At 71.3% G+C, this 12255-nt stretch carries 15 protein-coding genes; 8 read left to right on the forward strand and 7 right to left on the reverse strand.

Annotated elements, in window-relative coordinates:
* Positions 1-34: 34 nt before the first annotated feature.
* Positions 35-748 (reverse strand): pentapeptide repeat-containing protein, encoded by a 714-nt coding sequence (locus ACGFYN_RS29105; RefSeq protein WP_393868854.1) that lies wholly within the window; start codon positions 746-748, stop codon positions 35-37.
* Between the two features lie 153 nt (positions 749-901).
* Between ACGFYN_RS29105 and ACGFYN_RS29110 the strand changes: the two genes are divergently transcribed.
* The 3 genes from ACGFYN_RS29110 to ACGFYN_RS29120 are packed head-to-tail and all read left to right on the forward strand — an operon-like array spanning position 902 to position 4638.
* Positions 902-2062: an NAD(P)-binding protein gene (locus ACGFYN_RS29110; RefSeq protein WP_393868855.1), complete on the forward strand. Its 1161-nt coding sequence runs from the start codon at positions 902-904 to the stop codon at positions 2060-2062.
* Between the two features lie 42 nt (positions 2063-2104).
* Positions 2105-3085: a zinc-binding dehydrogenase gene (locus tag ACGFYN_RS29115; protein ID WP_393868856.1), complete on the forward strand. Its 981-nt coding sequence runs from the start codon at positions 2105-2107 to the stop codon at positions 3083-3085.
* Between the two features lie 56 nt (positions 3086-3141).
* Positions 3142-4638, forward strand: a complete 1497-nt coding sequence (locus ACGFYN_RS29120) for an MFS transporter (RefSeq protein WP_393868857.1) — start codon at positions 3142-3144, stop codon at positions 4636-4638.
* 74 nt (positions 4639-4712) lie between these two features.
* Here ACGFYN_RS29120 and ACGFYN_RS29125 read toward each other — a convergent pair whose 3' ends face one another.
* Together ACGFYN_RS29125 and ACGFYN_RS29130 are read right to left on the reverse strand one after the other, a co-directional pair.
* The gene (locus ACGFYN_RS29125) at positions 4713-6119 is read right to left on the reverse strand and encodes an NAD(P)/FAD-dependent oxidoreductase (protein WP_393868858.1); all 1407 of its coding nucleotides are present in this window, start codon (positions 6117-6119) and stop codon (positions 4713-4715) included.
* Positions 6120-6129: 10 nt separating this feature from the next.
* Positions 6130-6786 (reverse strand): rhomboid-like protein, encoded by a 657-nt coding sequence (locus tag ACGFYN_RS29130; RefSeq protein WP_393868859.1) that lies wholly within the window; start codon positions 6784-6786, stop codon positions 6130-6132.
* On the opposite strand from ACGFYN_RS29130, the gene ACGFYN_RS29135 reads away from it, so the two are divergent.
* Together ACGFYN_RS29135 and ACGFYN_RS29140 are read left to right on the forward strand one after the other, a co-directional pair.
* On the forward strand, positions 6785-7708 hold the full coding sequence (locus ACGFYN_RS29135; RefSeq protein ID WP_393868860.1) for an aminoglycoside phosphotransferase family protein: 924 nt from the start codon (positions 6785-6787) through the stop codon (positions 7706-7708). The genes ACGFYN_RS29130 and ACGFYN_RS29135 overlap by 2 nt on opposite strands.
* Positions 7709-7718: 10 nt before the next feature.
* A complete protein-coding gene (locus tag ACGFYN_RS29140; RefSeq protein ID WP_393868861.1) occupies positions 7719-8222 on the forward strand; it encodes a GNAT family N-acetyltransferase in 504 nt (167 codons plus the stop codon).
* A gap of 70 nt (positions 8223-8292) precedes the next feature.
* On the opposite strand, the gene ACGFYN_RS29145 is transcribed toward ACGFYN_RS29140, so the two are convergent.
* Both ACGFYN_RS29145 and ACGFYN_RS29150 read right to left on the reverse strand, forming a co-directional pair.
* Entirely contained in the window at positions 8293-8580 is a 288-nt protein-coding gene (locus ACGFYN_RS29145; RefSeq protein WP_393868862.1) for a hypothetical protein, read from the reverse strand.
* A gap of 76 nt (positions 8581-8656) precedes the next feature.
* Complete coding sequence (locus ACGFYN_RS29150) at positions 8657-9400, reverse strand: hypothetical protein (RefSeq protein ID WP_393868863.1); 744 nt, start codon at positions 9398-9400, stop codon at positions 8657-8659.
* A 347-nt stretch (positions 9401-9747) separates the two neighbouring features.
* Here ACGFYN_RS29150 and ACGFYN_RS29155 point away from each other — a divergent pair, with 347 nt between their 5' ends.
* The 3 genes from ACGFYN_RS29155 (at position 9748) to ACGFYN_RS29165 (ending at position 11207) form a co-directional block, all read left to right on the forward strand.
* Positions 9748-10218, forward strand: a complete 471-nt coding sequence (locus tag ACGFYN_RS29155) for a hypothetical protein (RefSeq protein WP_393868864.1) — start codon at positions 9748-9750, stop codon at positions 10216-10218.
* Positions 10219-10366: 148 nt separating this feature from the next.
* Complete coding sequence (locus tag ACGFYN_RS29160; RefSeq protein WP_393868865.1) at positions 10367-10660, forward strand: hypothetical protein; 294 nt, start codon at positions 10367-10369, stop codon at positions 10658-10660.
* 238 nt (positions 10661-10898) lie between these two features.
* Positions 10899-11207 carry a hypothetical protein gene (locus ACGFYN_RS29165; RefSeq protein ID WP_393868866.1) on the forward strand — a complete coding sequence of 103 codons (309 nt, stop codon included), beginning with the start codon at positions 10899-10901 and terminating at the stop codon, positions 11205-11207.
* 155 nt (positions 11208-11362) lie between these two features.
* Here ACGFYN_RS29165 and ACGFYN_RS29170 read toward each other — a convergent pair whose 3' ends face one another.
* Positions 11363-11740, reverse strand: coding sequence for a hypothetical protein (locus ACGFYN_RS29170; protein WP_393868867.1), 378 nt, complete (start codon positions 11738-11740; stop codon positions 11363-11365).
* Between the two features lie 98 nt (positions 11741-11838).
* A complete protein-coding gene (locus tag ACGFYN_RS29175; protein WP_393868868.1) occupies positions 11839-12204 on the reverse strand; it encodes a hypothetical protein in 366 nt (121 codons plus the stop codon).
* Between the last annotated feature and the right edge of the window lie 51 nt (positions 12205-12255).

The following is a 12255-nucleotide window of genomic DNA, read 5'->3' on the forward strand; positions in this document are numbered from 1 at the left end:
CAGAGGAGCCGACCGGGTCCGTCGGTGAACCTCCTCAGCCCTCCACCCGGATCCCCATCTCCCCCGCCAGCACCAACGCCAGATCCATCAGCTGGGCCGGACTGATCACCGCCCCCGCCAGCCGGTCCACGCCCCGCGCGATCCCCAGCTCCACGACACCCCGCAGGTCCACGTCCTTGAGCACCGCCGCGGTGAGGTCGGCCTCCTTCAGGACGCAGTCCACGAACTCCACGCGCTCCAGCGTGGCACCGCCGAAGTCGGGCTCGACCAGGACGCAGTTGTCGAAGACGACGTCCTTCAGCCGGGCCGTGCGCAGGTTCAGATAGTCGATCTTGCCGCCGCGGACGACGACGCGCTCCAGGACGGCGCCGTGCAGCTGCACACCGCCGAGCCGGGCGTCGGTCAGCTCGACGTCGCGCAGGGTGGCCTCGGCGAGATCCGTGCCGACGCCTCTCAGCCCCGTCAGGGCCGAGTCGAGGATGCGGGCCTTCCGCAGCCGCGTCTCGTCCAGCGCGCACCCCGTCAGCGCGCAGTCCATGAAACGGGCGCCCCCGCCGTCCTGCCCGGCGAGGTCCGCCTCGCGGAACTCCAGCCCGTCGTAGTCCCCGTCGGGTTCCAGCTCCGCGCCCCCGAACGGCTCCAGCGGAGGCAGCCGCACCTCCGGCCGCCGCGCCCCCTTCACCGCCGGCCCGCGGGCGCCTCCCCCGCCACTCGCCGCACCCGGACCACCCGCCGCTCTCCTCGCCATGACCTCATCCTGCACCCCGCCACTGACAACCTCGCTGACCAGGAAGAACGCGGCCGTTGTCACATTCCGGGTGCCGAGAACCGTCGTATCCACGAAAGGCGACCGCACAAGGCGCCCCACACAAGGTCCGACATCCGAGGGAGACCCCCACCCATGCACCGCATCACCGTCATCGGCGGCGGTTTCGCCGGACTGACCGCGGCCGTCACCGCTGCCGAGGCGGGCGCCAAAGTGACCGTGTACGAGGCTCATCACACGCTCGGCGGGCGAGCCCGCACGGCCGAGGGCCCGTACCGGACCAACGACGGACCGCACGCCCTCTACAGCGGCGGCCCGCACTGGTCCTGGCTCAGACAGCGCGGCCTGCTGGGCACGCTCGCCCCGATCCCGCCTCTGGAGGCGGCCCGGCTGCGGCTGCGCCACCACGGCGTGCTGCGCCGCACCCCGCCCTTCGCGATGCTCAAACTGCTGCGCCACGGTCTCCAGCAGGCGCCCACCGACGCCGACTTCATGAGCTGGGCCACCCGGATCGCGGGCGAGGAGGGCGCCCGTGCCGCCGCCCACTACTCCGCCGTCGCCCTCTTCCACCACGACCCGGGCGCCCTGTCCGCCGCCTTCGTGCAGGAGCGGCTGCGCCGGGCCACCAAGCTGCCGCCCGAGGCGCACTACCCGCGCGGCGGCTGGGCGAGCGTCATCGACCGGATGGCCGCGCGGGCCTGGAATCTCGGCGTGCGGATGGAGACCCTGTCACGCGTCGACACCCTGCCGGCCGATGTCCCGGTGATTGTCGCCACCTCTCTCGACGCGGCCCGGCGGCTGCTCGGCGACGACTCCCTGACCTGGACCGGCGGCCGTACGGCACTGATCGACCTCGCCGTGCGGACCCGGCGCGGAGACGCCTTCGCCGTGTCCGACCTCGACGCCCCGGGCTGGCTGGAGCGCTTCACCGCGCAGGACCGTTCCCTCGCACCGGCCGGCGAGCAGCTGATCCAGGGGCAGATCCCCATCGCCCCGCACGAGTCGAAGGCCGACGGCGTCGCCCGCGCCGAGGTGCTCCTCGACCTCGCCTTCGAGGGCTGGCGCCGGCGCGTCACCTGGCGGCGCGAGTCCGTCGCGAACGGCCGCACCGGCGCCGTCGACCTGCCCGGCACCAGCTGGCGCGACCGGCCCGCCATCGACCGCGGCGACGGCGTCTACCTCGCCGGCGACCAGGTCGCGGCCCCGGGCGTCCTGTCGGAGGTCTCCTTCAACAGCGCCCTCACCGCGGTCTCCCTGGCCCTCGGCCGGCACTCCCTTGACCTCAAGCAAGCTTGAGGTTGAAGAGTGGGACTCTCACGAACAGTTGGGGGATTCACCATGCACGCCATCCGTCTGCACGCCTTCGGTCCGGCCGGGAACCTGCGCCACGAGGAGGTCGCCGACCCCGTGCCCGGCCCCGGCCAGATCCGTGTCGCCGTCGAGGCGGCAGGGGTGCACCTGCTCGACACCGCCCTGCGCGAGGGCCTGCGGGGACCGCTGCCCGAGCCGCCCCGGCTGCCCACGATCCCGGGCCGCGAGGTCGCCGGCGTGGTCGAGTCGCTCGGCGAGGGCGTCGCCGCGCTGTGGCTCGGCAAGCGCGTCGTGGCCCATCTCGGGTTCGCGCCCGGGGGCTACGCCGAGCTGGCCGTCGTCGACGTCGACCGGGCGCACGAGATACCCGCCAACCTGGACGCCGCCCAGGCGGTCGCCATGATCGGCACGGGCCGTACGGCCATGGGGATCGTGCAGTTCGCCGAGCTGGGCCCGGACTCCGTGGTCGTGATCCCGGCGGCCGCGGGCGGCCTCGGCACGCTGCTCGTGCAGTACGCGAAGAACGCCGGCGCGGTGGTCGTCGGCCTCGCGGGCGGCCCCGAGAAGGTCGCGCGCGCGCAGGCGAACGGCGCCGACCTCGCCGCCGACTACACCGACCCCGCCTGGCCCGACAAGGTCCGCGCCCACCTGGGCGGCCGGCCCGCCACGGTGGTCTTCGACGGCGTCGGCGGCGAGGTCGCCCGCCACGCCACCGGCCTCCTCGGCCCCGGCGGCAGACACCTCGTCTTCGGCTGGTCCTCCGAGGGCATCCGCGACGGCGAGCCCCACCTCGTCGACGGCGTCTCCGAACAGGTCCTCGGCCCCGTGATGATGCGCAAGGCCGGCGGCCCCGACCCCCTGCAGACCCTGGAGCTGCGCGCTCTGGCCGAGGCCGCCGCGGGGCGCCTCCGCCCCGCCGTGCAGCGCTTCCCGCTCTCCGACGCGGCGGCCGCACACAGGGCCCTCGAAACGCGCGCAACGACAGGAAAGGTGGTACTGGAGCCATGACCAGGCACGAAGCCTCCGAGGATGCGATACGTACTGATCCATGGTCTTCTGACCAGATGAGTGTCACCCGGACAGGTGAAGCTCCCGCGGACGCCGACCCCCGCCGCTGGTGGGGTCTGGTGATCATCGCGCTCGCACAGCTGATGGTCGTGCTCGACGCGACGATCGTGAACATCGCCCTCCCCTCCGCCCAACGCGACCTCGGCATGTCCGACGGCAACCGGCAGTGGGTCATCACCGCGTACACGCTGGCCTTCGGCGGACTGCTCCTGCTCGGCGGGCGCATCGCCGACCTGGTGGGCCGCAAACGGACGTTCATCGTCGGCCTGATCGGCTTCGCCGCCGCCTCCGCACTCGGCGGCGCCGCCACCTCCTCGGGCATGCTCTTCGGCGCCCGCGCCCTCCAGGGCGCCTTCGCCGCCGTACTCGCCCCCTCCGCACTGTCCCTGCTGACGACGACCTTCACCGACCCCAAGGAACGCGGCAAGGCGTTCGGCATCTACGGCGCCCTGGCCGGCAGCGGCTCCGCCATCGGCTTCATCGTGGGCGGTCTGCTGACGGAGTATCTGAACTGGCGCTGGTGCCTCTACGTCAACATCCCCATCGCGATCGTCGCCGTCTTCGGCGCCTTCGCCCTGCTCCACGACCGCCCCGGCCGCACGGGCGCCCGCCTCGACGTCCCCGGCGCGCTGCTGGGCTGCGGCGGACTGGTCGCGATCGTCTACGGCTTCAGCGAGGCCCAGTCGCGTGGCTGGACGGACGGGCTCGTGCTCGGGCTGTTCGCGGCAGGCGTCGTACTCCTCGCCACCTTCGTGTGGTGGCAGACCCGGGCGCCCATGCCCCTGCTCCCGCTCCACATCGTCAAGGACCGCAACCGCGCCGGCTGCTTCCTGACCATGGGGCTCGCCACCATCGGCATGTTCGGCCTGTTCCTGTTCATGACCTACTACCTGCAGGTCGTCCTCGACTACTCGCCGGTGAAGACGGGCCTGGCCTTCCTGCCGCTGACCGTCGCCATCATCATCGGCTCCACCCAGATCTCCGCCCGGCTGCTGAACCACGCGCCGCCGCGGACGCTGATGGTCCCGGGCATGATCCTCGCGGCGGGCGGCATGGCCCTCTTCACGCGGATGACGGTCCACTCGTCGTACACCACCGAGATCCTGCCCGCGCTGCTCCTGATGGGCCTGGGCATGGGCCTGACCTTCATGCCGGTCTTCGCCACCGCCACCGCGGGCGTCGCCCCGCAGGACTCCGGCGTGACCTCGGCGACCGTCAACACCGCCCAGCAGGTGGGCGGTTCGATCGGTACGGCGCTGCTGAACACGATCGCCACCAGCAGCAGCGCGGCCTACATCACCGCCCACCTCCACAACCCGGCGCAGAAGGCGCTGATCCTCAAGGAGGGCGTCGTCCACGGCTACACGATCGCCATCTGGTGGGCCGTCGGCATCATGCTCCTGGCCGGCCTGGTGGCGGGCCTGATGGTGACGGCGAAGGCCCCCAAACACGGCGCCCGCGCACAGGACCCGGTACCGGAGCCGGTGCTCTAGGGGGTGTCTGACACCCCGCACGCCCCAGGGAGGGACCCACCGCAGCGTGGACCCCTCCCCTTCGGCGCATGGCCTCAGTGCCGCCCCGCCACCCGGTCCGCGAACCGCGCCAGCCTCGACGACTCGGCGCCGTGCGTGCGCCGTTCGCGCTGGTCCGCCGCCCGGTAGGTGGCGTACATGCCCTGCACGCCGAGCCAGCGCAGCGGCTCCGGCTCCCACTTGCGCACCTTGTGCCCGACCCACGGCAGCGCGGTCAGCTCGGTGCGCCCGCCCTGCCCCGAGTCGAGCTGCACCAGGTCCGTGAGCGTGCGCGCCGCGAGATTCGTCGTGGCCACGCCCGAGCCGACATAGCCGCCGGCCCAGCCGAGCCCGGTCGTCCGGTCCAGCGTCACCGTCGCGCACCAGTCCCGGGGCACCCCGAGCACACCCGACCAGGCGTGCGCGATCCGCACACCGGCGAGGGAGGGGAAGAAGCGCACCAGGATCTCCCGCAGCGCCTCGATCGTCGCCTCCTGCGTGCGCCCGTCGTTGTCGGTCCGCGACCCGAAGCGGTACGGCGCCCCGCGCCCGCCGAGCGCGATCCGCCCGTCGGCGGTGCGCTGCGCGTACATGTACGTGTGCGCCATGTCGCCCAGCGTCTCGCGTCCCTCCCAGCCGACCGACTCCCACTGCTCGTCGGTGAGCGGCTCGGTCGCGATCATCGAGGAGTTCATCGGCAGCCAGGTGCGCCGAAGCCCCTTGAGACCGGCGGTGAACCCCTCCGTGCAGCGCAGCACATAGGGCGCCCGCACCGTCCCGTAGGGCGTCACCGCGTGCTTCGGGCGGATCTCCGTCACCGGCGTCGACTCGTGGATCGTCACCCCGAGGGCCTCGACGGCGGCCGCCAGCCCCTTCACCAGCTTCGCCGGGTGCAGCCGCGCCCCGTGCGGGGTCCAGCTCGCGCCGACCGCGTCCGCGACCCGGATCCGCTCGGCCGCCTCCCCGGCGCCGTAGAGCTCACGGTCCTTCTCGCCGTACGACAGCTCGTGCGCGTGGAAGGTCTTCAGCCGCGCCAACTGGGCCGGTGTGGTGGCGACTTCGAGCACCCCGCCCTTGTGGACGTCCGCCTCGACGCCCTCCTCGGCGGCGACCCGGACGACCTCGTCGACGGTGTCGTTCATCGCCTTCTGCAGCCGTACGGCGGCCTCGTGGCCGTGCAGCCTCGCGTACCGGTCGCGTCCCGCGATCCCGTTGTACAGCCAGCCGCCGTTGCGCCCCGAGGCGCCGTATCCGCAGAACTTCTGCTCAAGGACGGTGACCCGGAGGAAGGGGGCGGCCTTCTTCAGGTAGTACGCCGTCCACAGACCCGTGTACCCGCCGCCCACGATGACGACGTCCGCGGCGGCGTCACCGGCGAGCGGCTCCCGCACCGCCGGGAGCCCGTCGTCCGCGTACCAGAAGGAGATCCCGCCGTTCACCACACTCTTCGCCGAGCTGCTCATGGCCGGAAAGCTAACCCCTCGGAGCAGCCCATGTCTCCTTCGGATTCCATGCTTCTCCACGCCCTCTGACCAGCGGATAGCAGGCGAGCCCGATCAGCACGGAGAGGAAGTGCCCGAAGTCGGTGAAAGTGGGCGTCGCGGCGAGCGGCTCCCCGTACACGACCAGCACGATCGCGAGATACAGATACCGCCAGGGCGCCGCGATCCGGTACGTCAGCACCGCCACCACCCCCGCGAGCGCGTAACTCACCCCGATGTCCAGGGTGTTGACCGCCGAGTAGGGCGCCATCCCGTCCCGCACGGCCTTCAGCAGCGCGCCCTCGCTGATCAGCGTGGCCAGCACATGCGCGGCCACGCACACCATCAGCCAGCGCAGCGTCCCCAGCCAGCGCTCGGCCTGCGCGTGGAAGACGGTGTAGAGGACGGCGTACGGCACCCAGTCACCCCCGTCGATCCACATCGCGCTCTGCACCAGCACCCGCGTGGGATCGTTCGACAGCTCATGGATGTTGGTGGACCGCTGCCGCAGGAAGTCCTGCTCGAACTCCGGCGACATGTGGTGCAGCGCGACCGTGGTGACGAACAGGATGGCCAGCCAGATGTACGTGCCGGGGGCGCTGCGGACGTACGCCCACGCCTTCTCTCCGAGCCCCCGGTCAATTCGCATGAGGCGATTCACCCACGTCAGTATCGTCGCCCGTGTGATCGACATCCCGAGCGAGCTGGCGGCCGCACAGGAGAGGTACAACGGCGAGGCGGGGCGGGCCTTCGTCGCCGGCCTGCCGGACCTCGCGGCGCAGTTCCTCCAGCGGTGGGAACTGCGGCTGGACGGCCGCCCCATGCACGGCATGACCGCCCTCGTCCTGCCGGTGCTCCGCGCCGACGCCACCCCGGCCGTGCTGAAGCTTCAGCTGCTGGACGAGGAGAGCGAGGGCGAGCCCGTCGCCCTGCGCCTGTGGGACGGCGCCGGCGCGGTCCGTCTGCTCGACCACGACAGGGCGACCCACGCCATGCTCCTGGAACGACTCGACCACACCCGCATGCTCTCGCAGCTCCCCGGCACCCGCGAGGCCGTCCTGGTCATCGCCCACCTGCTCGCCCGGCTGACCGCCACCCCGGCCCCGCGGGGCATGCGCCGCCTCGGCGACATCGCGCGGGCCATGCTGGAGCGAACCCCCCGGGCCCTGGAACGCATCCCCGACACCGAGGCCCGCCGCCTGGTCGCGGACTGCGCGGCGGCCGTACGTGAGGTCGTCGACGAGCCCGGCGACCGTCTCCTGCACTGGGACCTGCACGACGAGAACGTCCTCGCCTCGGACCGCGCCCCCTGGCTCGCCATCGACCCCAAACCCCTGGCAGGCGACCCGGGCTTCGAACTGTGGCCGGCGATCGACAACCGCTTCGAGGCCGACGAGATCCGCTGGCGCTTCGACGCCATGACGGACGTCCTCGGCCTGGACCGCGCCCGCGCGCGTGCCTGGACCCTGGGCCGCCTCCTGGAGAACACCCTCTGGGACGTCGAGGACGGCCGCCCGGTCGAGCCCCGCCGGCTGGAGATCGCCCGGCGCCTGCGCGAGGCCGCCAGCTAGCCTCGACGGCATGATCCGCACCGCGGCCCCCGCCGACATTCCCGTCATCCACGCCCTGATCCGCGAACTGGCCGAGTACGAGAAGCTCCCGCACGAGGCGAAGGCCACCGAGGCCCAGCTCCACGAGGCCCTCTTCGGCGAACACCCCGCCGCCTTCGCCCACATCGCGGCCGACGACACCACCGGCGAGGCGGTCGGCTTCGCGCTGTGGTTCCTGAACTTCTCCACCTGGCGCGGCGTCCACGGCATCTACCTCGAGGATCTCTACGTCCGCCCCACCGCGCGCGGCGCCGGCCACGGCAAGGCCCTGCTCACCGAACTGGCCCGCCTCTGCGTCACCCGCGGCTACGAGCGCCTCGAATGGTCCGTCCTGGACTGGAACGCCCCGAGCATCGCCTTCTACGAGTCCCTCGGCGCGCGCCCGCAGGACGGGTGGACGGTGTACCGCCTGACGGACGAACCGCTCGAGGCGCTTGGCCAAGACGTGCGAAAGCCCAGGCAGGATCGCTCCTGACCTGGGCATTTTGCACCCCCTTGCGGGGGAGCCGGGGAGGGTCGTGCGGAGAAGCAGATGAGGCGAACGCTCAGAGGGCCTTGCTGTTGCAGCCCATGTCGGAACCGAGGTGGTGGTCCTGCGCACCCGGGTTGCCCTCACCGTTGAGCGCGTTGCCCAGCACACCGTTCAGGGCGCCCACGCTGCCGAGAACGTCGACGTTCATGTCGTGCGAGCGGCACTCGATGCCCTGCGAGACGTCGAAGCCGCCGTCGTGCGCCCCCGCCTCACCGTGTGCGAAGGCGGGACCGGCACTGAAGGAACCGAGGCTGCCGAGGACGGCGGCCCCCACAAGAGCCACCTTCTGAAGCTTGCGCATTTCTTCTCCATTGAAATCGAGCGGAAGTGATCTGCAGCAGATCGGGTTGGGACGGTGGACAACTACGGACGGGCCGTCAGCCGAGTCGCGGCAGACCCAACTGCCCGACCGGAGGCGCCGCGACCTGTCCGAGTCCGAGCCCCGGCACCTGCGGCGCGCTGGCCGGCGAGATCAGCGGGTTGATGAGCGGGTTCACCTCGGGGTTCACCTGCGGGTTCACCTGGGGCGCGACGTGCGGCGCCGGCTCGGGGTTGAAGACCTGCGGCATCTCGACCTGCGGAGCGACCTTCGGCACGACCTGCGGCGAGGTCTGCGGGGCGACCTGCGGCACGACCTGCGGCACCTGCTGCTGGGGAGCGGCCTGCTGCGGGGCGGCCTGCTGCGGAGCGCTGTACGACGGCTGCCCGGCCTGCGCGGCACCGCCCGACGAGGCGAAGGCGGAGGCCTGACCCATCTGCGACGGAGCCGGAGGAGCCTGCATCGCAGCCGGCTGCGCGTACTGCGGACCGGCCTGCGCACTGCCGGCGGCGGTGGTCGCGGCCGCGGCCTGAGGGGCGCTCTGCTGGGGAGCCGGGTAGTACTGGGGGGCCGGGGGCGCGTAGTACTGAGGAGGCGGCGCCTGGTACTGGGGCGCCGGAGGCGCGTAGTACTGGGGAGCGGGCGCCGGCGCGGCCTGGGGTGCCGGATAGTACGGAGCCGGCGCAGGGGCGGAACCGGGGTAGTACCCGCCCATAGTGTCGGCCTGGCTGACGCCGGCGCCGATGGCGGACAGACCGCCGGCCGCCGCTACGACGAGTGCGGCCTTGTGAAGCTTTCGCATGGAACCCTCGGCCCTTCAATACCAGTGCAGGGAAATCCGTTGTATTAAGTGCAGTCGCGCCGGAGCCGACAGCGGATCCCGATGTCCCTCTCCGGTAGACGCCCAACTGCCCTCTCCCCGCTGGCAACGACCTTTCCGCCGACCCGGTCACGGGGTCGAAAACCCCGTCACCCATTTGGCATTGATCGGATTACCGGACCGATATTCCAGCCTCCTCGGCAAATGGGTGACCACTCCCCGACTCCCGTGACGGGGGCGGAAGTTATGTCGTTGCCACAGGGCCAGAGCAATGGTCCATCCAGCAGTTCCGCACGTTCCATGCACGTCAATGAAGGGCCGAGGGTTCCATGCGCAAGTTCCAGCACGTCGCGCTCGTCGCAGCAGCCGCCGGGGGCCTGTCCGCCATCGGCGTCGTCCCCAGCTTCGCCGACGCCCCCGCCGGGTACACCGCCCCACCGCCCGCCCCCCAGCAGGGCAGTGAGGCCGCGTCGTGGACCAGTTCGCAGGCCACCGCGCACACCACCGGTTCGCCCGCGCCGCAGCGCCAGGCCGCCCCGACGGGTGGTGCCGACGTCAGCCCGCAGCTCAACCCGCAGGTGAACCCGAAGCTCAGCCCCCAGCTCACCCCGCAGCCGGCGGCCCCGGGGCAGTCCGCCCCGGTGGAGCAGAACAACCTCTTCCGCCCGTACCAGGAGTGCAGCCCGCAGAACCTGCTCAACGCGAACCTCCCCGTCGCGCTGCTCGCCGCCGCCGAGACCAAGGGCGTCAACTGCGGCCAGGGCAACAGCCAGGCGAACGCCCTCGCCAAGGCCCACTAGAGCGCCGTACTCCCCGCGGGGCTTCTACGACAAGAACACAAAACACGGCGCGTCGCTGCCCGATTTGCCCATATTTCGCATTAATCTCCGTGACTGTACGAAGTCGATCTACCACAGATCGCACTCACTTCACTCCACCGGAGATGACATGCACAAGCTTCGCAAGGCTGCCGTCCTGGTCGCCGCCATCAGCACCGTCGGGCTCGTCGGTGCCGGCACCGCCCAGGCAGGAGAGGGAGGCCACGGCGGCCAGGGCGGCGACCAGCGCACCAGCGTCCTGCAGAGCTCCAACTGCAAGTCGCACGACCTGAACCTGGACGTCCTCGGCCAGGTCGGCCTGCTCAACGGCCTGCTGGGCAACGCGCTCAACGGCGAGGGCAACCCGGGCGCGCAGGACACGCACATCGGCTCGAGCATGGGCTGCAACAACAGCGCCTTCTAATTCACGCGGGCGGCCGCAGGCGGCCGTGAGCGGGAATCAGGTCCCGGCACCGAGGGCAACTCGGAGCCGGGACCCCTTATTTGTGCGCCGGTCATTCATCGCCATCGACCAAGGCGGTGAGGCTTCCCCGGAATTCGGCGCGCCGCACGGTTTTGCATGGATATTTCGTATTAGCCTCCGTAACTGCACGAAGTCGATCTGTCACAGATCGCATCCACTTCACTCCACCGGAGATGACATGCACAAGCTTCGCAAGGCTGCCGTCCTGGTCGCTGCCATCAGCAGCGTCGGGTTCATGGGTGCCGGCGCCGCCCACGCCGATCAGGGCGGCTGGGGTTCGGGCGAAGACGGGCACCGTGGCACTTCCAGCTTCAGCGTCCTGCAGAGCACCACCTGCCGGTCGCACGACGCCAACGTCGACGTCCTCGGCCAGGTCGGCATTCTCAACGGCCTGGGCGGCAACCTGCTCAACGGCGAGGGCAACGCTGGAGCGCAGCAGACCTCGCTGGGCTCGAGCATGGGCTGCAACAACAGCGTCGGCAAGTAAGGTCGAAACCCTTCCTCGGTGCCCCGGCCGTTCGGCCGGGGCACCGAGGTTTTGGTGTCACCGGAACACCGAAATGCCGGATCGGGAACCGTCCCCGATCCGGCATTCTCGATGGTGCGTCAGGACCCGATGATGCGTCAGAATCCGACGGCGCGTCAGAACTCGATGTGCGGACGCTGGATGTGCGGGCGGTCGACGTGGGGGCGCTTGAAACCCTTGGGCAGGAGCTCGGTGTTGGAGCAGTCCACCACTGGGCCGACCTCCGTGGTCCCCGTGCTCATCGCCTCGTCGTCGGGCAGCACCAGCCGCGGCCGGGCCGCGGTAGAGCACTTCTGGTCCTGCTTGACGATGAACGTGCCGTTCTTGTTCTTGTGGACGACCTCGCTCTTGTGCACGCAGGTCGTCTCCCCCTCGGCGGTGGTCTTGCAGTCGCCGGGCGACTGGGCGGCGTGCGCCTGCGCGCCGCCGACGTAGATCACGGCGAGGCTCCCCAGGAGCCCCGAGACGGTTGCGACGGTCCTTCGACTGAGCATGCTGTGTTCCTTTGCAATTGCCGCAGCCCGGCCGCGCACCCCGAGGGGTTTTCGCGCGTCCGGGCTGCCGGTGCTGTGTGAGGGTGTGCGGCGCTGCCTTACTGGCCGCCGTACGGGGCCGCGTAGCCGTAGCCGGCCTGCGGAGCCGCCTGCGGAGCCTGGGGAGCCGCCTGCGGGACGGCCTGCGGAGCCGCCTGCGGAGCGGCCTGGGGGGCGGCCTGCGGAGCGGCGAAGTAGCCCATCTGCGGCGCGTAGTTGAAACCGTTCATCGGCGCGAAGTACGGAGCCGCCTGCGGAGCGGCCTGCGGACCGTACGGGGCAGCGCTGGTGGCCACGGCGTTGGCCTGCGAGGAGGCCACCGCGGTGACCCCACCGAAGCCGTCGGCGAAGCTGGCGCCGGCGCCGAGAGCGGACAGCCCCGCGACCGCTGCGACTACGACCGCGGCCCGCTGAAACTTGCGCATAGTGAGACCCTTCCCTGACTGGGCGTGAAGCCCTGGTTTGACTACTTAATG

Origin of the sequence: Streptomyces sp. NPDC048419, from assembly GCF_043200415.1 — a bacterium.
Classification (GTDB): Bacteria; Actinomycetota; Actinomycetes; order Streptomycetales; family Streptomycetaceae; genus Streptomyces.

Coding starts and splice junctions, on each gene's coding strand:
- ACGFYN_RS29105 (WP_393868854.1), bottom strand. CDS start 748: ATGGCGAGGAGAGCGGCGGGTGGTCCGGGTGCGGCGAGTGGCGGGGGA.
- ACGFYN_RS29110 (WP_393868855.1), top strand. CDS start 902: ATGCACCGCATCACCGTCATCGGCGGCGGTTTCGCCGGACTGACCGCG.
- ACGFYN_RS29115 (WP_393868856.1), top strand. CDS start 2,105: ATGCACGCCATCCGTCTGCACGCCTTCGGTCCGGCCGGGAACCTGCGC.
- ACGFYN_RS29120 (WP_393868857.1), top strand. CDS start 3,142: ATGAGTGTCACCCGGACAGGTGAAGCTCCCGCGGACGCCGACCCCCGC.
- ACGFYN_RS29125 (WP_393868858.1), bottom strand. CDS start 6,119: ATGAGCAGCTCGGCGAAGAGTGTGGTGAACGGCGGGATCTCCTTCTGG.
- ACGFYN_RS29135 (WP_393868860.1), top strand. CDS start 6,785: ATGAGGCGATTCACCCACGTCAGTATCGTCGCCCGTGTGATCGACATC.
- ACGFYN_RS29130 (WP_393868859.1), bottom strand. CDS start 6,786: ATGCGAATTGACCGGGGGCTCGGAGAGAAGGCGTGGGCGTACGTCCGC.
- ACGFYN_RS29140 (WP_393868861.1), top strand. CDS start 7,719: ATGATCCGCACCGCGGCCCCCGCCGACATTCCCGTCATCCACGCCCTG.
- ACGFYN_RS29145 (WP_393868862.1), bottom strand. CDS start 8,580: ATGCGCAAGCTTCAGAAGGTGGCTCTTGTGGGGGCCGCCGTCCTCGGC.
- ACGFYN_RS29150 (WP_393868863.1), bottom strand. CDS start 9,400: ATGCGAAAGCTTCACAAGGCCGCACTCGTCGTAGCGGCGGCCGGCGGT.
- ACGFYN_RS29155 (WP_393868864.1), top strand. CDS start 9,748: ATGCGCAAGTTCCAGCACGTCGCGCTCGTCGCAGCAGCCGCCGGGGGC.
- ACGFYN_RS29160 (WP_393868865.1), top strand. CDS start 10,367: ATGCACAAGCTTCGCAAGGCTGCCGTCCTGGTCGCCGCCATCAGCACC.
- ACGFYN_RS29165 (WP_393868866.1), top strand. CDS start 10,899: ATGCACAAGCTTCGCAAGGCTGCCGTCCTGGTCGCTGCCATCAGCAGC.
- ACGFYN_RS29170 (WP_393868867.1), bottom strand. CDS start 11,740: ATGCTCAGTCGAAGGACCGTCGCAACCGTCTCGGGGCTCCTGGGGAGC.
- ACGFYN_RS29175 (WP_393868868.1), bottom strand. CDS start 12,204: ATGCGCAAGTTTCAGCGGGCCGCGGTCGTAGTCGCAGCGGTCGCGGGG.